Annotated in this window: 13 protein-coding genes and 3 pseudogenes; 5 read left to right on the top strand and 11 right to left on the bottom strand. The window is 47.7% G+C overall.

Annotated elements, in window-relative coordinates; genetic code table 11:
- The 3 genes and pseudogenes from IEY53_RS33270 to IEY53_RS33260 all read right to left on the bottom strand — a co-directional run.
- Positions 1–159, bottom strand: a pseudogene (locus tag IEY53_RS33270) (IS110 family RNA-guided transposase); the annotation flags it as partial.
- Positions 160–480: 321 nt separating this feature from the next.
- Positions 481–1812, bottom strand: a complete 1332-nt coding sequence (locus IEY53_RS33265) for a serine hydrolase domain-containing protein (RefSeq protein WP_189032421.1) — start codon at positions 1810–1812, stop codon at positions 481–483.
- 161 nt (positions 1813–1973) lie between these two features.
- Complete coding sequence (locus tag IEY53_RS33260; RefSeq protein WP_189032418.1) at positions 1974–2288, bottom strand: MazG nucleotide pyrophosphohydrolase domain-containing protein; 315 nt, start codon at positions 2286–2288, stop codon at positions 1974–1976.
- Between the two features lie 113 nt (positions 2289–2401).
- On the opposite strand from IEY53_RS33260, the gene IEY53_RS33255 reads away from it, so the two are divergent.
- The gene (locus tag IEY53_RS33255; RefSeq protein WP_229696502.1) at positions 2402–3043 is read left to right on the top strand and encodes a LysR family transcriptional regulator; all 642 of its coding nucleotides are present in this window, start codon (positions 2402–2404) and stop codon (positions 3041–3043) included.
- The gene (locus tag IEY53_RS35580) at positions 3015–3308 is read left to right on the top strand and encodes a LysR family transcriptional regulator substrate-binding protein (protein WP_229696501.1); all 294 of its coding nucleotides are present in this window, start codon (positions 3015–3017) and stop codon (positions 3306–3308) included. Before IEY53_RS33255 ends, IEY53_RS35580 begins: the two co-directional genes overlap by 29 nt.
- Positions 3309–3718: 410 nt before the next feature.
- Here IEY53_RS35580 and IEY53_RS33250 read toward each other — a convergent pair whose 3' ends face one another.
- Positions 3719–7408 carry a 3-keto-alpha-glucoside-1,2-lyase-like domain-containing protein gene (locus IEY53_RS33250; RefSeq protein ID WP_189032416.1) on the bottom strand — a complete coding sequence of 1230 codons (3690 nt, stop codon included), beginning with the start codon at positions 7406–7408 and terminating at the stop codon, positions 3719–3721.
- 93 nt (positions 7409–7501) lie between these two features.
- Between IEY53_RS33250 and IEY53_RS33245 the strand changes: the two genes are divergently transcribed.
- On the top strand, positions 7502–7789 hold the full coding sequence (locus IEY53_RS33245) for a helix-turn-helix transcriptional regulator (RefSeq protein ID WP_229696500.1): 288 nt from the start codon (positions 7502–7504) through the stop codon (positions 7787–7789).
- Here the strand turns inward: IEY53_RS33245 and IEY53_RS33240 are convergent.
- Positions 7786–8885 (bottom strand): annotated as a pseudogene (locus IEY53_RS33240) (alpha-N-arabinofuranosidase). The gene IEY53_RS33245 and the pseudogene IEY53_RS33240 sit on opposite strands and share 4 nt — an antisense overlap.
- A gap of 597 nt (positions 8886–9482) precedes the next feature.
- On the opposite strand from IEY53_RS33240, the gene IEY53_RS33235 reads away from it, so the two are divergent.
- Positions 9483–12227 (top strand): hypothetical protein, encoded by a 2745-nt coding sequence (locus IEY53_RS33235; RefSeq protein ID WP_189032414.1) that lies wholly within the window; start codon positions 9483–9485, stop codon positions 12225–12227.
- Positions 12228–12356: 129 nt separating this feature from the next.
- Here IEY53_RS33235 and IEY53_RS33230 read toward each other — a convergent pair whose 3' ends face one another.
- The 6 genes and pseudogenes from IEY53_RS33230 to IEY53_RS33205 form a co-directional block, all read right to left on the bottom strand.
- On the bottom strand, positions 12357–13133 hold the full coding sequence (locus IEY53_RS33230) for an NAD-dependent epimerase/dehydratase family protein (protein ID WP_189032412.1): 777 nt from the start codon (positions 13131–13133) through the stop codon (positions 12357–12359).
- A 240-nt stretch (positions 13134–13373) separates the two neighbouring features.
- Positions 13374–14907, bottom strand: a pseudogene (locus tag IEY53_RS36345) (IS1182 family transposase).
- A 326-nt stretch (positions 14908–15233) separates the two neighbouring features.
- Positions 15234–16256, bottom strand: a complete 1023-nt coding sequence (locus IEY53_RS33220) for a LacI family DNA-binding transcriptional regulator (protein ID WP_229696497.1) — start codon at positions 16254–16256, stop codon at positions 15234–15236.
- Between the two features lie 68 nt (positions 16257–16324).
- Positions 16325–17899: a DUF3502 domain-containing protein gene (locus IEY53_RS33215; protein WP_189032410.1), complete on the bottom strand. Its 1575-nt coding sequence runs from the start codon at positions 17897–17899 to the stop codon at positions 16325–16327.
- Positions 17900–17976: 77 nt separating this feature from the next.
- On the bottom strand, positions 17977–18873 hold the full coding sequence (locus IEY53_RS33210; RefSeq protein ID WP_229696496.1) for a carbohydrate ABC transporter permease: 897 nt from the start codon (positions 18871–18873) through the stop codon (positions 17977–17979).
- A gap of 28 nt (positions 18874–18901) precedes the next feature.
- Positions 18902–19837, bottom strand: coding sequence for an ABC transporter permease (locus IEY53_RS33205; RefSeq protein WP_229696495.1), 936 nt, complete (start codon positions 19835–19837; stop codon positions 18902–18904).
- 430 nt (positions 19838–20267) lie between these two features.
- On the opposite strand from IEY53_RS33205, the gene IEY53_RS33200 reads away from it, so the two are divergent.
- Entirely contained in the window at positions 20268–22544 is a 2277-nt protein-coding gene (locus tag IEY53_RS33200; protein ID WP_189032408.1) for a hypothetical protein, read from the top strand.
- Positions 22545–22908: the final 364 nt, after the last annotated feature.

Below are 22908 nucleotides of genomic sequence, written 5' to 3'. Positions count from 1 at the left end.
ATGGCTGCCGAACTCAAGCGGCGACCCCAAAGCAATTCCCCGATAGCTCACTGCGCGAGCAACATGCATCTCCTGGGCAATATCTACACCGACCACTAAATGCAATGAGGAAATGTTTTCAATGAGTTGATTTTGCTTGTCCTGAGCTTTAAACTTCATAGTAGAGCGACCTCCTAGATGGTGAGATTAAAGGGCTGTAGACCCGTATCCAACTCCCATGTTACAGAGGTGCTCTTTTTTGTACAAAGTCCAAATTATTCATTCTACAGGAATTCTAACGGAGAACGTTAGTTCAATAAAACAGCGACAGCTATAGACTTTATTTGATCCATGGCTGCCGCTGTTTTCTTTTATTGGGTCAGTCTAACTTCAGTAAGCTCATGGCCTAAAACCTCGGGGCTTTCTTTGTATATCGACGATGCTCCCTCGCTAGATCCACACACCTATCGGATCTCTCAATGCTGGTAGTTTTAAGAAAAACTACGCTTTTGCCTGAAACTCCTGCAACCTGCTAGAAATTGACTCGCTGTCAGGGAATATTGCGGCAGCACAGGTCAGAATGCGTAAAGCATCCTCTTTGTGACCATTCCACGTTAATGCTTCGGTGATGCGCATAAATTCAAATTCCACTAAATAATGCTTATCTTGTTCCACTCTATTGATGCGGTGATACTCTTCCATCGCCTTCTCCACTCCATGAGATACGGCTAAATCTGCAACTTTGTGTGCCATTGATCGCTTGATTTGATGAATATTCGAACCAAGCAATAAATCAAGTATTGGATAGGTTACGCTACCCAGCCAGACGTAGTCACAATTGGTCATCACAGAAATAGCGATTTTTTCATCGGGAAGTAGAATCAGATTACTTAGAAAACCAGTATCCCATCCGGAATGTGAGACAATCCGTACACCCTTATATTCTCCCAAAAACCAGCCCAGACCGATCTGCGCATTTTCTTGTCCGTATCCGGTAGCTGCATGAGGCTTCCACATTTCATCATAGCTGCCGGCCTGCAAGGCATTATACCCACCCTTCGCATTTCCTTGGTTAAGATTCATCAGCAGATATTGGCACATATCTTCAACATTGGTATAGAGAGTGGAACTGGGTCCATGCGCCCTGTTGTAAGGAAAAACATCACTGATATAGCCGCCGTACCCATCGGAAGTCCTGAGTACATGAGGTGCGGCAAGATGCGCTTCCACCTCCTGTTTCAAAAAGGAACTGGACTGCATTCCAGCCGGTTTAAGAATATTCTTTTGCATATACTGCTCAAAGCTCATTCCGCTAACCTTTGCTATCAAGTCTCCCAAAATCTCGTATGCTATATTACTATAAGCAAAAATAACACCAGGATCGCTCAGAAGCTTGTGACGACGGATACCTTTTACGTACCTTTCGAGACTTCGCTCGTCGTATTCGGGCCGGTCCCATGCATAATCTTCTTCATCCGGCATGCCAGAAGTATGGTTCAAAAGCTGCTTTATAGTAATATGTTGATACCGCTCGTCCTCCATCTTAAAGTAAGAAAGATATTTCGTGACAGGTGAATCCAGATCTACTTTTCCACGCTCAACCAATTGCATAATGGCCGTAACAACGAATGTTTTTGAGACGGACGCTTGGTGAAACAAAGTGTTAGGAACAACAGGATCACCGGTCGATAAATTGGCTGTTCCATATTCACCAGTAAAGAGAATATGGTTGTCCTTCACTATTCCGACGGCTAATGCCGGAAAATGTCCATTCTCAACAAAATCGGATAACATTACGTGCAACGGACTTTCAGTTTTCTGAGATTTGTACATTTTATCCTCCCTAATGTCCAGCATCAACATGTCATATGTTCACTATATCATTCCCTAGTTTTCTGATACTGCATCCTATATTACTGGCTCCCATATTATTCAACTAATTTTCACTGCTAAGTATAATGTTACAGCGCATCAAGTAGCCTTGAATGGGGTGTTTACATATACCTTTGGCCCAACTTAGTCTTATGGGAATGGAATATCTCTTCCAATGAAATGTCATACTTGTTGGCGATCACAATCAGATTTCCAAGCACATCCCCGAGTTCTTCCGTTAACTGCATTTTATTGTCTTCAAAGGTTCCCCTGCTCTCATCCGGCCGGTCTCTGCCGATCTCCAGTGCCCGTATGGCTCTCGCCACCTCTCCCGTCTCTTCGGCTAAAAAGCCAATACGGATGAAAATATCCAAATCCGACCAACCTCTATCCTGATAGTACTGCTTTACCCATTCTTGAAAATCAGTGATGTCCAATGATGCCCCTCCACTCCAGTATGTAAAATACAATTTCATTGACTATACTCTTTCACTTCATTATATTGAGCAGATAGATATCAGTAAAATACCAATTTTGGATGGAGGCTATATTGAATTCTTATATGTCAATTAACCTAGAGCTTTATAAAATTTTTGTTACGATTGCTACATCGGGAAGTATTTCTAAGGCTGCTAAGGAGTTATGCACCTCTCAACCCGCAATAAGCCAGGCGCTAAAGCAATTAGAGGAGAAATTGGGCGGGCAGTTATTTTACAGAAACCCAAAGGGAGTTTCGCTCACTGTTGAGGGCGAATTGATGTTTCAATACATCGAGCAGGGGTATGGTCTAATGCAGACCGCCGAACGAAAGTTTACGGAACTGAAACAGATGCAGGCCGGACAATTACGGATATCCGTATGCAGTGCGGTGTGCAAATACGATTTATTGCAATATATTAGTAAGTATCATCGCGATTATCCAAACATCAAATTGTATATCAAAGATGAGTCAAGTCATGAAATAGCGAGACAATTACACGTAGGTGACATTGATATCGGTATCTTCAATCTCCACAATCAGAATGAAAGTCATTTCGATGTCATCAAAACCTTACAAATGCAGGACTGTTTTGTGGCGGGTGCAGCATATAAACATCTTAGTGAGGAGCCCATTTCCCTTAAAAAACTTACAGAAAATTATCCGCTGATCCTGCTGCAACAGGGTGGGAGCACCAGAGAATACATGGGATGAATATTTCTCTTCTCACGGAATCGCTATAGACCCGCAAATCGAGCTTAGCAATATGGATTTGATGGTGGAATTTGCTATCCAAGGTTTAGGAGTAGCTTGCACTATAAAAGACTATGTTCAAAAAGAACTGCAAAACAAGCTGTTGTATGAAGTGAAGGTTACGGAGGAAATCCCAACAAGAAGTCTGGGGATCACCACCAAAAAAGGAATGCCCCTATCGACAGCTGCCCAGAAATTCATTGATATTTTGGATCGCCAACAATAGGGACCTGTCAATTTCCACTAAATTAGGAGGTACATTAAATGAAGTTATTTAGAATGTTGAGATCCTTTCGATTTTGGCTTGTTCTAATTTCATTATTAGCTATTGCTGTCAATATTTCAGGGAATGATGACTATAACATATTGTTGGCTATAACCAGCCCGTTAATCTGGCTTTATGAGTCATCTAGCTTGATGCGGAAAGGAGACATTCCTACCGCCTTAGTTTACCTAACTACACTGGCTTTCTGGTATCTTATTGGCTTCATTTTAGATCGATTAGTACTAAAACTAAATTCTAAAACAAGAAGATAAATTGTACAGTAAAGAGGGGATCTCTTGGTTATTCAGAGGTTCCCTCTTTACTTTTTTATCACACATTCCTTTGCGAACTGCTATATCCGCTCCGCCTTCTTACCGTTCTTCTCCTAAAACCTTTCCAACCGCATGCTGCCGATCTCCCGCTGCCGTGATGGTTACAGTGTCTCCTGCTGTTATGCTTGATGCGTTCAGCGTAAGCGTGTTATTGTCTGCACTGGCCTCAGGTGTCAAACTTACGTTAAGGGTCGCGGAAATGGTGTCCGTTTCGCCATTAACCCAGGACGTTCCGTCCCATACCTGCTTCTGATAGGTCGCGGTTATTTTGAAGTTACCTGCCCCAGAGGGGATGTAAGCGGCTTGATACACCTGTCCGGTTACGGTAAATTCCCCTGACTTCTCAGCTTCCGTGGAGCTCCATGCAATCGGGTAATATCGTTCTTCGCTGATAATTGACGGTTCAATGTTCTGATTGTAGCCCTCCGCCGTTAGGATGACCGGCTGCCCCACCACCGCGCTGTTTGGACTAACGCTGAGACTGTTGCCTTCAGTGTTGACTTGCGAATAAACGTCGAGGGTCACCGTTTTGTGCGCATCAGTTTGCACCTTTTTTATACCTGTAACGAGAGCATTATCAAACACCGCATTCAGAGATGTTGTCCTGAATCCGATTTTCCCTGCGGTTAATTCCGTTTGCGGGTTAGTCCATTCGATCTTTAATTGGCCGTTCACATAACCTATTATCCTATTCCCCTTGACGATCGCTTTAAGGGTATACCACTGATCCGCAGCAGCATCGGCGAAGATCGTGCTGGACACGGAAGTCAGCGTTCCGTCTATCGCCTTGAACAACTCCAGCTTTTTGTCGTTCACATTAATCCGATACATGTAATAGTTATTGGCGTCCTGCGCCCTGAAGACAATGCCGGCGTTGGCATTGGCGACCGGAACTTTCACTTTGGCTTCAAATGCAATATCTTGCCACGAACTCCCGGCTGTAAGGAGTGCCGTAGTATCCACCTTCGTCTGGATCAGAGCCTTCGTGCCACCATCTGTTGTCACCTTCCAACTGCCTGTAGCAGCCGTCCACCCCGCGGTATTGCCATCTTCAAAGTCGTCGCTGAACCGGACGGAATTGGGATTCGAATCTATGGGGGTTTCATCCACATCTGTGATCTGGAGCGTGAAGCGCTTCGCAACAGACAGTCCGCTGGAGTCCATGCTCTTCACCCGGATCTTGTAGCTGTTTTTGGCTTCATAATCCGGTGTGGTACGGAGAATCAGCGTGTCCCCCAGCGGGGCGATGGAGAAGCTATTGTTATCGGCATCCCCTTCCCCCGGAGTCAGTGCGTAAGTAAATGTATCTCCCGCATCCGTGTCGGTGGTAGAGAAGGTTCCGACTACGCCACCTGTAGTGGTAAGCTCCGCTATGCGGTTAGAGGTCAGCGCAATATCGGTTGGCGGATTATGGATCCCTGTCACCCTGGCATCGTCAAACCAGATGCCGGCCGAGGTGGTGCGGAAGCCGACTCCTCCTGAGGTTAATTCTGTGTTCGGATTCGTCCACGTAGTCTTTAATTCGCCATCCACATAACCTTTGATCGTTTTGCCTTGCACCGTCACTCTAAGCGTATACCACTGATTCTTCGCAGGCACAAAAGAAACCTCGGATACAAGGGTCATTGTTCCAGCCACAAATTTGTACATTTGCAGCTGGTTCTTACTTGCATCGATCCGGTACATATAGAAATTCTCTTTATCCTTCACCCGGAAGACAATGCCTGCGTTTTCACTTGGGTTATTAAATGGCATTCTCGTTCTGGCTTCATACGTGTAATCCGTCCAAGAGGCACCGGCGCCCGCGGTAATGAGAGCTGTCTGGGTTTTGCTGGTGGACAGAACCGGATTCCCCCCGTCTGCCGTCACTGCCCAACTGGTTGTACCTGAAGCAATCGCCCAGTCCGCGATATCCCCATCTGCAAAGTCATCGCTGAACAGCGGCTGCTCAGAATTGGCAAAAACTACGCCGCTCACATGATCATTCCTGATGGTTGCCTTCAAGTCGCCCATGTTCTGCGCCAGCTTGCCTTTCACATACACATCCGTAAACGTCACCCCGTTCACCATTCCGCCTTTGAGGGGTTGCCCTCTAAGCATAGACGTCTGCGTTCCTGTCTCACGAACATTAATATTTTTGAACAGGACATTGCTTACATCGCCGGCAGTGACTGTGGAAACATAGAGCCAGAAATTCCCGAATTGTTTGCTGCCGATCCGTTCGATATCAATATTCTCGTACGTAATATCCTTGGCCCAGCCCTCCACTGGAAGTGTATTTAGTGAATAACCATGATCAACAAACAACGCCCGGGCGCTATTATACACATACGAATTGCGGAAGGTTACGCCGATCTGCGGCGTACATACGCCCATGCCAATCTTGAACGCCGCACCGCGGGTCCAGGCTAGACAGTCGTCAAAAGTCACCCTTTTGAGCTGCTCAATCGCTCCCGGCCAATATTTGGACATTCCTTTTTGCGGCCAGGTTTTGGTGGAATACGTATCGTCGTTGGAGATGGCAATGGCATGCTGAACCAGCACATCCTGACTTTCATTGATGTCGATGGCGTCCTCCTCAATATGACCATACACGCTCTGGAATCCCTTGTAATTGGTGATTTTCTCGTTGTCGGAGCGAACCACCATGAACGCCCAGAAGCCGCCATCCCGCAAGATCAATCCGTCAAAGGTGAAGTTGCTGGTTTGCATCGGCACCAGCAGATTATTGATGAACACCTCACCGTTCTTGTGCTGCCGCTCCTCTGGCAAACCTTCCTTCCGCGGCGGATTCACCATCTTGCGATTTCGCATCTCGATCCCTTTCCCGTCGATGGTGCCGCGTCCCCGCATGGTAATATTCTTGGAGTTTATCTCCGTGCTGATAAAATACGTTCCATCGGAGATGGTATCCTTGCGGAAGTCATTCCGATAGTCCTCGCCCCTGCCTGTGCCAACAATGACAGCTCCGCCGGCCAGGTAAAAGGTGACATTGCTTTTCAAGGTCAGATTGCTGCTTTTATACACGCCCGCCGGAATATACACAGTGCCGCCCCCGGCTTGATTGGCGTCGTTAATAGCCCGCTGAATCGCATCGGATGTCATCGTTCCCCCCGTGTTATCTGCATTGTACGGTGCAACGGTCACATTGTAGATTCCAGGGCCTGAAGACGCGGGAATATCCGTCTCGAGCGGATCAGCCGCGATGACGAGCCTTTTCCTATGCTTCGTCCGGTCTGTTTCATCCACATTTTCATTAGGGTCTTCATTGATATCCACAATCACATAGGTGGAGGCAGACAGGGTAAAGGTCAGCTTGTTTTTGCTCCCGTTGACTGTACCCTTGATGTTCTTGGCCAGAGGGCTGATCGAATACGATTCAATCGGCTTGTTGCCTGGCACCGTAACTTCAATGCTGACCGTTCCGTCAAAGGAAAATTGAGCGTAGTCGTATTCAGACAGATAGTCAATGACGGGAATGGTTTCATTATTCACTTTCAATGAAAAGACATCAGATGGGGTATAAATGGAGGGCATCGGGTAGTTCTGGATGATTGCCGGCCCATCAGCTGTCTGTGGCAAAGATGCAGAATTCTCCGCATCAGCGGTATCCGCCGAAGACACTGAGTAGTTTTGAATGATCTCGGCCGCACCAACTGTCTGCGGTAAAAATCCTGTGAGCGTAACGGCAAGCACTAACAGAAGACTCATTACTTTTCTCGTAAGCATAAATACCTCCTAGTAATCATTAATCTACCCACTATGCGTGGAAGAAAGAATAGATCGAGTAGACCCTTTCCACTTTCCTCCTTTTGATAACCTATGGATTACCGCGAGATCACCAACTCCATGCTGCAGAAGGAACTGAACTATCATCCCAACTACCTGGCCAAAAGTATGCTTAAGGCTTACGGAATGACGCCTATGGCTTATTTGCAGAACTACCGTCTGGAGCAGTCCAAACGTCTGCTGCTGCAGACCTCCTGGTCTGTGTCCCGTATTGCCGAGGACGTGGGGTTTCATCATGTCTCCCATTATTCCTCCTGCTTCTCCAAAAAAGAGGGGCTCTCCCCCAAGGCCTTCCGCAGCAAATTCATCCGCGAGCGTTAAGCCCGCCGCAGCCGGATCACATTCCAGGACAGCTTGGGCAGAGCCGTTTCCAGCTGTCCGTCATTCATTCGTGCATTTCCGCGGCTATGCGGATATACATGGTTTGGATGGGCGGCCGTGTTGACCGCCTTCACGTCTGCATGCTCCAGCACGATATGCTCCTCAACCCGGTAATCCTGAAAGCTGCGCACATCACATTCCAGCAGCAGGGTCTCCTCCAGACTTTTGTTTAGCGCAAAAATAACCAGCTCCTCCTTCTCCGCATTCATGACAACCGCGGAATCAAGCAGAGGCACATCGGTATATTCCTTGCTGTCATACAAAGGGGATTGGATCGCCGGACGCAGCACGGTCCCTCTTCCATACAGCGAGGCATGTAAATATGGATAAAAGATTGTCTGCCGCCAGGCAGAACCGCCGTTTTCAGTCATGATCGGAGCAATGGCATTGACCAGCTGGGCCAGACAAGCAATCTTGACCCGGTCCGCATGGTTAAGCAGTGTAATCAGCATACTGCCTACCATCAGTGCATCTTCAAAAGTATACGGGTCCTCCAGCTGTGCAGGCGCTGTCTGCCCAGGCACCAGGTCTTGATCCCGTGAGGCTGGGCGTAACCGTGCGAGATGCGCAGATCGCTGTAATAGCTGCCGGAAGGATGATTGCAGTATTCCAGCAGATTCCGTGCAGCATCGACCCCCCGGGTCCCAAGGTTGACCGCCATCATCACATCCGACTGGAGCTCCCGGGCCCAGCGGATGAACTCATTGGTACCCACTTCGTTGGATTCCAGCGTTCTCCAGGCGAGCTCCAGTCTTTGCGGACGGGAGGCCACCGGCCCGACACCATCCTCCCAGTTGTAACCGGATACAAAATTTCCTCCGGGATAACGGATCATCGGCACACCGATCTCCCGGATCAGAGCGGCTACATCCTGACGGAATCCGTATTCATCAGCCAGGGGGTGCTCCCGCTCATATATTCCTCCATATACCGCCCGGCCAAGATGCTCAATGAATGAACTGTACAAGCGGGGATCAACCTCTGCCAATACAAACTGTTTATCCACCGTCATCTTGGCTTTAAGTGAATTTCCCATGTTATTCACCCTCCGCATTTCAATATTTCCAACCTGATTAGTATTTAATTCCTCTATATTCTATCTGTAAATTTCTCCTATTAACATTGATGAATTCAATTAGTTTTTATATGAAATCAACCTTTTGAATCGGGGCAGCGTTGAAGCATGCGGGGAATAAAAAATGGAAAAAGGGCTGCCCTTTCGCTAGTCCCGGCAGCCCTTTCGCCCAGCAATACCGCCAGATGTATGGCTGGCCTCCGGGGTTACCATAGCCGTAGCCAACGCTATAGGGAAATCCGCCTGTTAAATCCGCTCATTTGCTTTTTTCGACCAGTCTAGCGGGAATTTCACCCACTAAATCAGTAAAAACACCTGAAATAGATCATTTATATACCATTAGTGGGCGTATTTCCCTCTACCTATCCAGCTGGTGCCAATATCCCACAATTAGCGGGCATTATTCCCTATCACAACCAGTGAAGAAACCCATTTTCGATGTAAGAAATGCATCATTCTCGCTTGGCCCAAACCCATTATTATGCAGCAGAAGTAATGAGACGAGGTTCGCCCCCATATTACTTAATACTGAATTAAAGTAAATATGGAGGTGTTGGTTTGCCACTAAACCGGGATCAGCAGATCTTTCAACAAAGTACAGCAACTCAAAGCTGGGGAAATATCAAAGGACAGACGTTAGTTGTGGGCCAGGGCAGTTTGAGAAGAGGAGTTAATTATCAGTTAGGAGCTCAGGCTGTAGCACAAATCAATATTTTATTGAATAAATGGGCTGAACTGAAAATTTTAGGAAGTGCAGAAGTATCACTTCTTGCCCAAGTGCAGATCCAAACGCCCCTGGATCTGTTCGAGGAAGCCGGGCTGGCCGGACGGCTGCAAGCCGTCCTTAAAGCGGCGGTCGCAGCCGGATTAAGTATGAATATGACCGTCGGGGATTTATTGGAGGTTCTGAAGGCAAAACCATCAGGAAGAGGACTCTCCGGTGAACTGATTGAATTATTGTTGGAGGAATCTGGGATCGAGGGTTTTTTGTACGCGCAATTTGCGGTTGGTTTTATGGCTTACGCTAATTTTGTTATTCTTGGTTCTTTACATAAGACGCCTGCTCTAGAAGAAGCCGGGTTCCAATTTGTTTATGAGGCGGGGATGGGGTTTATTGCTGGGGGAGGTTATAGAGGGGGAGTCCATTTAAAATTCCCCGATCCCGGAAAACTGGTCAGCCGCTATGGGGGGCGTTTAATCGACGGCATCGTTAATAAAGCTATCGGCACCCAGCAGGAACAAGCGTTAATGCTTGGTGCCATGCTGAGAATAGGCGTGAAATCGGCTTATGAGGCCAGCAGGCAGTTAAATGAGGGAACTGGGATCGATGCCGAGAAACTCGCCCAGACCGTTCTTACCCTTATAGGAGGGCAATTCCAATCGTTGTTCTTCTCAAGTGCAGGATTGTTTTTTAAGGAGGAAGTTCTCCGTTTGATCGGTCTTGCTTCTTTGCCGGCTGAACAAACCTCGGAAGTCATCCAAATCCTGAGAGGATTTGACGCTTTCGAGTCTGTACCCGGTAATCATGCGATCTTTAGTCGTTTGGACTCATTGGCAGCATTCATCCAAAACGAGCAGATACAAAAGGATTTTGTCCGAAACGTTTCCGCTTTATGGGTATCGGCCTTGTTTTCCCCCCTTGCAGCCCAAGCGGCAGAAACCGCAACCGTGCCTAAGTTTACGGCTCTTTTGTCCGATCAGCCTACACCAGCCATGCAAAGCTTAATCAATACGGAGCTGAACCGTCCGGCTGAAACGAATTTGAACCAGCAGGATCTTCTTACGTTTCTCCTTGATAAGCCACTGACGGTTGTCCTTCAACATGTTGATAACATCCGGGAGATTACAGCAATATTAAATCCTGCCGTTTCGGGAACTGCCCAAGAAGATGCAATGAAATATTTGTTCGATCCTTCATTTCTTGTACCTGCAACGGGAGAATCCTTCAAATCAATACTTGGAGCCATAAACCAGGCCTTCGACCATTATGTGGATACTGAAATTAGCGCCAGACAAACCGCGATTTCGAACACTTTGGCAGGCGAGGAAGAAATCAGGATACTGTTTGAGCAGGCTTTGATCCCCTGCATACAGCTGGCTTCAGATGTTCTGATTCCGGCAATCATCGACGGATTTGAGCATTTTGACAAAGAAACAATGGAAGAGGCATTATCCAGCGTCCTGCTGACAATGCTTGGAAGAAGCGTCATTCATATTGTCGGCGGGATTCAGACTTCGATCAATAATCAAATCGGGGGGCTTCTTCGCAGTGCGGCAAGCCAGACTGCAAGTATCCTTGGACCGCTTGGGGCACAGGAGATCCTAAAGAGACCTTTGGAGGAAGCCGTTAAAATTATTGCGGATATGGTAGCTCCTTTGCCTCCTCATGTACAAGAGCAGCTGCTCGGCAGCGCCTTAAACATATTTACCCCAATAGAAGGAAATGCCGTGGACTACGCCAACCATTTACAAAGAGATCCGATGTGGATGCCGCAGCTGGATGAAATAGAAGCTATAGCCAAAGCATTGTTAAGCCATTTAACCGATCAGATGATCAATTTTGCGTTAAAAATAATTCCGGCCTTGTTTCAAGCATTGATCGATCAGCTGCTGGCCATTATCGAACACTGGCTGAACGAATTGGCCAAAGTATTAAATGCTATAACCGGTTTTTTAACTAAGCTGATCCAAGACAAATTATTGAATGAACTGATCAACCCGGTATTGAAGGTAGCAGAACAGGCGGCCGATGTATTAACGTTTAACATCTTTGATGTCATCGGCGCGGGTAAAGTAAAAGAAGAATTCTTCAAAGGATTACGGGGCGCAGTTGAAGCTGTTATTCAGCGGGTGATCATTCCTGTTGTAGTTCCGGTAGTCAAAAGTATCCAATTTAACCCCCGGAAACTTGTGGAATTGTGCCGGAACGTTTCTGACTTTTCTTTCGACAAGTTTGACCAGATTTTTAACGATTATATTTTTGGAGAGATCCAGAATCAACTTGAAAAAGGCCTTAATATGAAAAATTTCCGGCTGGATTTCGAAGTGCCCGTTTCTTTTTCCATTGATTTGCCATGGCCTTTGGGGTCACAGTCCTTCTCTCATACGTTTCAACTGTCAGACGTCCTCTTCCCATCTTTAACCGTCTTGGACACTGTCATGAATTTAATACGTAACAATTTAAAACTAGGGGGAACCGCCGAAAATATTTACCAAGTGGTAGCCGGCATTCTTGATAATATGAGAAAAATAGAGCAATATCAAAAGGATGCGGCAGCTGCTTTACAAAAGTATAGCAGCTAAAGCGGGCATCCGACATTGCGGAACGCCGATCCATTTATACTAACCGCCGCCAACGGCTGCAAATTCCCAAACAATCCCTATCCTGCGGGCTCGTGGCGACGGGCCTTCAAATTTCTCAGCTGAAGCTCTCTATGGCTGTTGACCTCCTTGGTACATGGTTTCGTCCTGACGGACCTTCCAGCCTGCAGCCTTGGCCTCTTCAAGCAGCCCGGCTGCGTCATCCTGTGGTTTGTAGCCGATCAGTTCCTCCAAATAACCGATGTTGTAATAGTTGTCGCTGTTGGCGGAGGTTCCATACAGATTCAAATATTGCAGCCCGCTGTCAGCTTCAATGCAGCAAACGACCAGCTGCAGCATGTCGCGTTCGGAGATCCAAATATGCCCTGCGCGCTCCGAATGAGGACGGTCGTCCTCTGGAAAGTTGCCGATCCGAATATTGATGGACGAGATCGTGCCCTGGTCCGAGTATAGGCGGCCGAGCAGTTCAATATAACATTTACTTAGCCCATAAAAGCTGTCCGGCCGGTAAGGGTCCATCGGGTCCAACTTCTCGTCCGTCTTGTAATAACCCGTCGCATGATTGGAACTGGCAAAAACAATACGCCGCACCCCGCTTTGCACCGCTGACTCGAATAATTTGTACGCACCGCCTACATTTCCCGGCAGCACCTTGCCCAGGAAATCCTCCTCATCCTTGATCCAGGCGAAATGGAGTACGGTGTCGATCCCCTGTGTCAGCTCTGCCAGCCGCGCTTCATCCGCAACGTCCATTTGGACGATCCCTTGCTCCTCATCCGCCTGTATATCCGCTCCGACAACATCATATCGGGCGTCTTCTTTTAGCCCCCTATAGAGCACATTCCCTATTCTGCCTGCCGCTCCGGTGATCAGCAATTTGCGTTTCATGGGTCACAAGCTCCTTTCCCCGCTTCATATCGTATATTGGTACTACACGAAATGGTTCCGCAATTAATTATTAACCGCCGGGAGAAAGAAATATACCATTGCTATTCAAGCATATATACAAAAAGAAAGGGGGTGTCTCAAAAGTAGGTCTACTCACTTGACGAGAGTGCCCAGTCGATGAAAACTAGGAAAAAGTAAGAAATGGCGGTGCTGAGGAGGTTATCCTTGCACCGCCATTTCTTACTTTTCGTCGATCGCGGCTTTCTTTAACAGATTATGGGCGAGCGGTAGCCACCCGACCTCAAGGCTTACTTTCGGCAGGCCTTGAAGCAGAAAACGTCGGAATCCCCGATTATTCTTGATTTGTCCAAATACGCTCTCTGGTTCAATCATTCTTCGAACCGAAACCGCGTATCCTTCATCGCTTTTGAGTTTTTCACGTGCTTGCTTCTTATACCGCCAATACTCTGAACTCACGCTGATTTCACGATTCCCTTGCGCTTTCGTACAAGCTACTTTAAGCGGGCAGCCTTCACTTCGGTAGTGACGCTTCCTGATTTCATATCCGCTTTCGGTTCGTTCTTTCCCCTCATAGCGAAACAGCAGCTTGCGTCCAGCCGCACATGTCCAAGTGTCTTCCGTCTCATCGTACTGCCAGTTATCCAGCTTGCTGATATCTTGTTTCCACTTCTTTGACTTTTCCTTGTGGTATATACTGTACTTCACTAATGCTTCAAGCTTTTCGCTTTCTAAGTACGCATAGTTTTCTTCCCCACCATATCCTGCATCTGCGATGACGGTTCGCGGCAATTTGCCAAGAGCTGCTTTCACTTTCTCCAGATGCGGCTTGAGGCAACGCGTATCGGTCGGGCGTTGATGCAAGCTGTAACCGATAATGAACTGGTTTTCCGTTCCGATCTGCACGTTGTAACCCGGCTTGAGCTGGCCGTTACGCATGTGATCTTCTTTCATTCGCATAAAGGTAGCATCGGGATCTGTCTTACTGTAGCTGTTCCGACCGCCAAGAAGTTCTTGCTGGACTTCATATTTTCGCAGCCGGGGGAGCAGGTCTTTACGGAGAACGCGTACCGCTCTTTTGAGCGGCTTGTCCTTCGGTCGAGCTTGCAGCTTTGCTTCCAATGCTGAACGGCGCTCTCGAGTTTTTCGCTGGTCAGCGCGGACGCCTCGCCGAGCTCAGCGAGGTCTTGTCCAGCCTGCTCCTGCTCCTGCTCCTCTTGCTTCTCTGCCACTTCGTTGTTGTAAACAGCGTGTGTACCTTCTCTTGCAGCTTCGCCTTATGTTTCACGACCGCCTTGCCCCATACGAACGTGTACCGATTGGCATTCGCTTCAATTTTGGTGCCGTCGACAAAGTAATGCTCGAGCTTCACGTACTTTTCTTCAGCAAGAAATTGCAGAACACCAGTGAAGACGGTCTCAAGTACGTCTTTCATCCGCTCGGAGCGAAAGCGATTAAGGGTACGAAAATCCGGGCGTTGTCTGCCGGCGATCCACATAAACATGACATTCTCCCGGACTGCTTTAGCGATCTGCCGAGAGGAGTAGATGCGCTGGGTGTAGGCGTAAACAATGACTTTGGTAAGCATTTTGGGAGGGTAACTGTCGCGGCCACCGCCGGGATAGGCAGCGTCAAAGATGGCGTCGTTGAGACGATTGACGACAGCGTTGACAATTCGAACAAGGTGATTTGTGGGAATGTCGTCCTCAAAATCCATTGGCAGATGAAGTTGGTCCATGGTATATTGAATGTACAAAAGAAACCGTTCCTTTCGTAAATGGTAGGTAGTACCTCCATTTTACCAAAGAGCGGTTTCTTTTTTTGTGTTTTTTTAAAGATTGAAGATTCATTTTCCGCTTAAACAGTGAAGAGGACGGAACGATTGTGGAAAAGCGATAGCGTTCGCCTTTGTGTCCGGATTTTCACCGCTAAGGGGAATAAAAAAAATCTGGACACAAGAGCGATTGGAACAACGGTCCGTTCGCGGAGCGTCCTCACGGAGCACAACGTTTGTCCGACTCCAAAAACAAGGGATGTCCCAAGTAGCCATTTCATGGCTTATGGGACACCCCCTCTTCTTACTTAACGGGCTTTAATCATTCTGCAGGAGCCGCGTTTGAGTAATACCGCATCATACACAATATGCTGATGGCCTGACCGTTCGGAAATAAGGTCAAACAGGACGCCCACGCTGGATAATGCCATTTCTGTTCCCGGCTGGCTGATCGTATCGAGGGAAGGATGATAATATTCAGCCATCTCTATCCCGTCAAAGCCAATGATCGAAATGTCATCCGGGATAGACAACCCCGCGGTAAGCACGGCTTTGGCTGCGCCGATGGCAATCGTGTCGGAAGCGGCAAAGATAGCCGTAAGTCCCTTGTTCTTGTTGAGCAGTCTCCGCGCAGCATTAAATCCCGAGCTGGGACTGTATTCACAATCCTCGACCAGCCCGGCATCGTAGGGCAGCCCTTGCTCTTCGAGTGCTTTTTTGTAGCCCAAATACCGGCGGTTGCCCGTGGTTTCATCCAATAAAGGAGACTTGGCCAGGAAACCGATATTCGTGTGCCCGAGTGAAATCAAATAATTGGTGGCCTTATAGGCCTCCTTCAATTCATTGATAATGACACTGGAGAAGAGGGCCGGATCCACCTCCTGCGTTGAGGTGATCGTAGTCAACACAAAAGGAATCGTTAGCTGTTTGAACTTCTCTTCGGAATGATTATAGGTTCCGCCCATGAAGATTATCCCGCACAGATTTTTTTCCTTCACCAGTTGAATCGCTGCATTGATTTCATCCGTTCCATCCTCCACCTGCTGGATCAGAAACGGGTACCCCCGCAGATTGACCTGCCGTTCAATTTCTCTGATCATATTGGAGAAAAAAGGATTGGTAATCCCCTTGACCATGAGTGCAACGTTTTTGGATTGCGTAGTTTTCAAATTGCGCGCGTTGGAATTGGGAATGTAATTATATTCCTTGACCACTTTCATCACTTTCTCCCGTGTGGCCTTGCTCACCAGTCCCTTGTTGTTGATCACCCTGGAAACCGTCGAGATGCCAACACCGGAAATCCGCGCAATATCCTTGATATTAACGTCCACTATACTCCTCCATTTATGGGTAAAGGAGCTATAGATAGTTATAGCTCCCTTACGCCTTCTACATTCCTTTAGTTAACAGGAACAAATTCAGCCAATTGCTTCTCTACTTCGGCGATGACCTTGTCAACTCCTGCTTTTATCAGCTGATCGCGGTAATCCGCAACCGCTGCTTTGGGATCTTTGTTTGTTTTGCCAAGCATCAGCTGAATACCCAGCTGTGAATTCACGTTGGAGATGGCGGCAATTTCCGTGGTCACATTCGATGGATCGAAGCTGAAGCCATTGTAAGGATCATCGATAGCTACTTTGTCCCATTCCTCGAATAAGGAGTTGCGGACAGGGTTTTCCGTGTCGCTTGGAACCACAAATTTGTCATTTCGCAGGGACCAGGCCGAGAAACCGCCGGCATCCGTTTTTTCATTGTAGCCTGGAGGATTCTTTTTGACACCCTCTTCAATGACATATTGTTTGCCTTCAATTCCGTATTGAATGAGATTATAGTAGCTTTCATCGGTCATGAACTTCTCAATCACCATCAGAGCACGTTCCGGATTGGCCGAATTGGTGCTGATCACAGTCGAGTTATCGACGCCCATCTTGCGTTTGATCTTCTTATTAGCTTCAGCAAAAGTAAAGAAGTAAGGATCCGAATCGGGTTGTGCCTTCATATCCGCACCATATTGGCCGATCCAGTCCTGGGCATGCGTCAGATAACCTGCAGAATTTGCTGCGCGGAAGTTATCCTTGCCGCCAAGGGTTGCGGACAGCACATCTTTGCTCCAATATCCTTTATCTGCCCATTCACGCATCTTTACGGCCCAATCTTCGAACTCCTGGGTGAAAGCCGGATGGAAAACGGTTTTATAGTCCTCGGGACTTTTGGTCACCATGTTAAGCTCAGTGGAAGATATACCAGGTGCATTAAGCCACATATCCGTGGTATCCACCAGCATTCTGAACATATTCTGCGCATCTTCAGCCTTGCCGTTAATCGGCGGGAAAGATTCATTCGCCACCACATTATCCATATATTTTACCATATCATCTACAGAGCTTATTTTTTCCATACCATATTTCTTCAGCAAGTCGGAACGATAGGCATAACCGGTAGGCGTGTATTCGCTGTAAAGACTCGGAACTCCATAAATTTTGCCTTTGTATTTTGTATTTTCCCAGACACTAGCCGGGATTTCCGCCTTCAGCTTGGGAGCGACTTTGTCCAGCATATCGGTAATGTCCACCAAAGCGCCTTCACTGGCCAATGTAAAGTAAGATACAGGCGCTCCGGGAGAGGCATGCGACATATCAAACTTTTCGCCGGAAGCAAATAACAGCGGGTATTTGGTAGCCGTATCCGGCCAGTCGATGTACTTCACTTCAATGGTTGCATTGAGATCCGCCTGCAGCTTCTTGTTAATCTCGGCGAGGATATCCTTGTTGGCAACACCTTCACTGCCCCACAGGTAGTATACCAGCTTGGCTTCCTTGGAGGTATCTACTTCTCCTGTATTAGCAGAAGTTTCTGGTGTTCCCGAACCTGCCGGGGCATTACCGGGCTCATTGTTTTTGGATGTACAGGCTGTCAATACTCCGGTAAGCATGAGGACAGCGATTAAAGAAGACACGATCTTGTTACCCTTCATTAGGTTAGCCTCCCTTTTCTCTTCTATTTACAGCATCCTTCATTTATAATAAACGCCCTTCAAAAAGAAGACGTCCATTAACCCTTTACAGCCCCGATGGTAAGGCCCGTTACGAAATAACGTTGCACAAATGGATACAAAAGAATGATCGGCCCGGTAGCCAGAACAGCTGTAGCCATCTTGATCGATTGCGTCGGAAGATCAGCCGTATTAATGACCGCCCCCGAGTTGATTAAAGCCTGCAGGTTCGTCTGATTGACCATTCGCTGCAAAAAGTATTGGAGCGGAAATTTATCGGGAGTGTCCATATACAACATCCCGTTATACCACTCATTCCAAAAGCCCAGCGCCGAGAAAAGTCCAATGGTAGCCAGGGATGGAACCGCGAGCGGAATAAAAATCCGCCAATAGATACGGAAGTCGCCGGCACCGTCAATGGTAGCGGATTCATATAAGGAATCCGGAATCGCTTTCATGAAATTGCGCATCAGGAAGATAGACCAAGCGCCAACCACCCCCGGCAAAATCATAGCGAACAAGCTGTCCTTCAGATGGAGGTGTTTGACCATCAGGATATAGGTTGGAATCAAGCCTCCGCTAAAGAGCGTCGTAAAGTAGATCAGGAAGGAAAAAAAGTTGCGGTATTTGAAATCCTTGCGGTTAAGCACGAACCCCGCCATCGACATCATAAACAGGCCAAGTACTGTACCCACTACGGTGATAAAAATAGTGACCTGGTAAGCATTCACCAGCTTCGTAGAGTTGCTAAGCAGCATCTCGTAAGCCTTAAAGGAAAACTCCGCGGGCAGCAGCTTGTAGCCTTCGCGGACAATTTCCTGCTCGTTCATGAACGAGGAGGAGATCATTAGAGCAAAAGGAAATAAGCAAATCAGCGCAAAGATCGCGATGCTGACATAGCTGACCCCTTTAATGAGGATACTGCCGGAGTCCTGGTTGATTGTTGTTTTTTCCACTGTTATCACCCCTGTTTCGTATCTGAACTTAGAACAACGCGCTATCCGGTTCGACCTTGCGTACTATAAAGTTGACCACCAGCACCAGAATCAGGCCGAATAAGGATTGGTAAAAGCCCACTGCCGCCCCCATGGAGAAGTTGAACTGCCCCACCAATGAACGGAAGACATAAGTATCAATGATATCCGTCTGCGGATACAGCACGGAGTTGGTGCCGATCAGATTATAGAACAGGTCAAAGGAGCCTTTCAGAATCCCGCCCATCCCGAACAGCAGCAGTAGAATAAAGGTTGGCTTCAGGATCGGCAAGGTCATGTAGCGAATCCGCTGCCAGGTGGTGGCTCCATCCATATAGGCAGCCTCATACAAATCATGATTAATCCCTGTGATGGTTGCCAGATAGATAATCATTCCGTATCCGGTTCCGGCCCAGATTTTGAAGGCCACAATAATATACTTCCAAATGCCCGGATCGGAATAGAACTCGTAACGCTCCAGCCCGGCGCCCGCAAATAGTGTATTGATAAAACCGGAGTTGAAATTGAACATATTATAGGCAAACACGCCGACGATAACCATGGAAATAAAGTTGGGAAGGAGAATGACGGACTGGGACACCTTCTTGAACCATTTGCCCGATATTTCGGACAGCATAATGGCAAACACAATTTGGATGATATTGCCCAAGACGAGGAAGACAAGGTTGTAGAGCAGTGTGTTTTTGGTAATATTCCAGAGATCGCCGTTTTGAATCAGGAACTCAAAATTCTTCAGGCCGATAAAATCGCTTCCAAAAATACCCTGGTTGAGATTGTAGTCCACAAATGCGACATAAGCACCTGGCATAACCGCATAGTGGAAGATGAGGAAATACAATAATACAGGCAGCAGCATGAGAAAAAGAATTTTGTTCTTCATCACTTCCCGGACAATATTCCCACCTGTAAGCTTAAATCTTGCCAATGAGCCCACCTCCAATTTGAACGATAATGAGTGTATTGACGACATAGAAACGTTTCCATAACTTCTTCAGAACTCCTCTTGCGAAGAGCATACTCCCGAAATGTATGCGCTGTCAATTGAAATTATTTTAAAATTTTAAGGACTAATAATACATTTTTCGCCTTAATTCTTGTGGAATCGACATTATTTTAAACAGGATTGACAATTTTTAATCTTGAGACTAATATCGAGGTGTATAAACTATGAAAACGTTTCTCTTTTTTTCTTAAGAGGAAAGTACCCTTTGAGGATTGATCGAGCTAATTTAATGAAAGCGCTTTAGATTATCCCATGATCATAAACATCTCCTATATCTTTCTCTTGAGGCTTCTTCAATAATGAAGAAAGGCGCTGCAGGCCGCTAATCCACGCACAGTAAAGGAGAAGATTTATGCCGCATCCCTTCACATCAATAAGCGAGGCTCTTTTGCAGCCAAGAAGCCGGCATTTCGGTGTTGTCTACCAAAACGGCAGCTATACCGCAAATGATCCGCTGAGTTTCTTCGCCCGCAAGCTTCCGGACCCTGAGCTCACTTTCGATTTCTCCAATAACAAGACACTTGTGAACGTTTATGCGAACGGTTCTATTAAGAATATCACCGTTTATAATGGCAGCTATTCCAGTGATAACATCCCTGGTGTGTGGATGTGCAAGGATTTCAGGGCAGCAGGCCCTTATGCATTCAGCCTGAAGCTGGGCGAAGAAGTATATAATCTGGGCAGCGATAACCTTCCTTATGCCACTTCTCTGCTGGATAATCTGTTCCCTGTTACCGAATATCAGTTGGGTGAAGTGAAGGCCACGCTGCTCGTCTATACCCCTGTTTCCGCAGATGGCACCGAACGCCTGCGGGGGGTAGTCTACGGGCTGCAGCTGGAGAACCGGTCCGGACAATCCATAACGGGCGAAGTGGCGCTGCCGTCAGCAGATACCGCAAAGGACCCATTATTCTCCAGTCCGGAGTTCTGTGTTCACACTGCAGAGCGGAAGTCCTCCGTGAACGGCACCGTTTCCTTCACTCTGGCCCCGGACCAGAGTCTGTGGGTGCCAGCTGTTATTTACCCGGCGGGAGATTCCTGTCCCCGGCTCATTGACGGCAAGGGTTCGCTTTACTGGCTTAATGAAACCTGGGCTTATTTCAGAGGAATTACCGGGCGGCTGGAGATGAAAGAGGACCCGTTTGCGGCCGAGTTCTACGAACGGGCCATCCTGCAATGCTTCGGCTCCCTTGCCATGGACAGCCGGGGCGGTCTTGTAGGTGCTAACTGGGGCACATCGCCAACCACGCAGTTTACATGGAACAAGGATATGTTCTATTCCCTGCTGCCCTTTTATACGGCTGAACCGGAGTTGTTCCAACAAGGCATGCTCTGGTTCCTGGAACACGGGATTCGCCCGCCCGGCAACCGGTATGAAGGCGGCATTGCCCATTCCTTAAGCAACTCCTTGTCGTCCATCGTTATGGCTGGCCTTTACTACCTGAATACAGGTGATAAGCAGCTGTTTCTGGATCGGCCTGAGCTCCATGAGAGAATTTGCAGCCTTCTGGAGGAAACTCTTCTTACCCGCAAGGAAGAAGACCCTTGGCTGTTCCCGTCAGTGTGGCTGTCTGACGCTTATTCGCTGGGAGATTATCATACAGGCTCCAATGTTATCGTCTGGACTGCTTTTTTCCATTACGCCCGTGTTGTGGAGGAAGTGTTCGGCGACCCGGCCGGGGCGGAACGTTACCGGATCATCGCCGGAAAAATCAGAGACGATCTGGAGCAGCTGGCCACCACCGAAGGTCCCTTCGGTACTCAATATACAGAAGGAATCAGCACCGCAGGCGACAAGCTTAAGGACAACGCGGATAAATACACGGGAAAATATGCGGATTTCGGGATGCAGTTCATCTGGAATCTGACCGACAACGGACAGATTAATCTGCTGCATCACGACGGCGAGGAATCGGACACCATTCTGATGCCTCTATACGGATATACCCCCTATGACAATGAGACCTATAGACATTATATGCAGTTCTCTTTAAGCCCTCATAATCCGACATACAACCCTGAATCCAGGGGAATTCAGTGGGGTGACCACTCCGCCTGCACCTTCCCCGGCTATATGAGCGGCATGGGCATGATTACAGATGCCGCTTCCATGTCTGGCGAAGATGGCTATTTCACTCAAATCCGCAAGCTGACCGACGCCGACGGCTCACTCTGGTGGTGGCCGTACAACAATGGAGCCCTGTATGGAGATGTAGTCCGCCATAATAACTGCGGGAAGTGCGGCTGGGCCTCCGGTGTATTCGCGGGCCTGTTTGTCTCACAGATTTTAGGACTGACCTATAATGCGTCTGCCCGTCAGCTGACCTTCCGGCCCCTCAGTCCGACCAGTTCCTTCAACTGGGAACATGTACGGCTCGGCAGCGGCAACTTCAGCGTCGCCTACCGGAAAACGGAAGGTTCTGTCGAGGCTTCTATCATGAATCTTTGCACAGTCTCGGTTACGGCAACCGTCGAGCTCCGGCATGACAATGCCCGTGAGCTTAAGGCTTTTGCCTGCGTTGGAGATAAGGAACTGACTATACGTGAGGAATGGTCTGACCGCTTGGACTCACGCCTCTTCAAAAAGACCCTTGAACCCGGCAGGTCGATCACATTTGGATTGCGTTGACCTTTTGCCCAATTACCTTGTCCAGCATCAGCCTTTAAAAGATGGGAATAGATGGAGCATTCGAGTGGGGCTGTTTCAGCCATGAAATGGCGCTAAGGTCAGCCCTTGTTGTTTTTGAGTAGGATATAAGTGGGCACTTTTGAGGACGCTCCGCGAACGGACCGTTGTTCCAATCGCTGTGCTCTCCAGATTTTTTTCATTCCCCTCAGCGGTGAAAATCCGGAGACCAAGGCGACCGCTGCCGCTTTTCCGCGGGTCAGTCCGTCCCCTCCACTGTTGAAGTGGAAAACGAATTACCCTTTTAAAAACACAAAAACCAGCTAATACTTGTCAAGGATTTTGTATTGGAGATTAACGTCCATCT

It is taken from the genome of Paenibacillus albidus (assembly GCF_014644435.1).
Classification (GTDB): domain Bacteria; phylum Bacillota; class Bacilli; order Paenibacillales; family Paenibacillaceae; genus Paenibacillus_AQ; species Paenibacillus_AQ albidus.
This window is presented reverse-complemented; position numbering and strand designations above follow the sequence as displayed.

Coding starts and splice junctions, on each gene's coding strand:
- IEY53_RS33265 (WP_189032421.1), bottom strand. CDS start 1,812: ATGTACAAATCTCAGAAAACTGAAAGTCCGTTGCACGTAATGTTATCC.
- IEY53_RS33250 (WP_189032416.1), bottom strand. CDS start 7,408: ATGCTTACGAGAAAAGTAATGAGTCTTCTGTTAGTGCTTGCCGTTACG.
- IEY53_RS33245 (WP_229696500.1), top strand. CDS start 7,502: ATGGATTACCGCGAGATCACCAACTCCATGCTGCAGAAGGAACTGAAC.
- IEY53_RS33230 (WP_189032412.1), bottom strand. CDS start 13,133: ATGAAACGCAAATTGCTGATCACCGGAGCGGCAGGCAGAATAGGGAAT.
- IEY53_RS33215 (WP_189032410.1), bottom strand. CDS start 17,899: ATGAAGGGTAACAAGATCGTGTCTTCTTTAATCGCTGTCCTCATGCTT.
- IEY53_RS33200 (WP_189032408.1), top strand. CDS start 20,268: ATGCCGCATCCCTTCACATCAATAAGCGAGGCTCTTTTGCAGCCAAGA.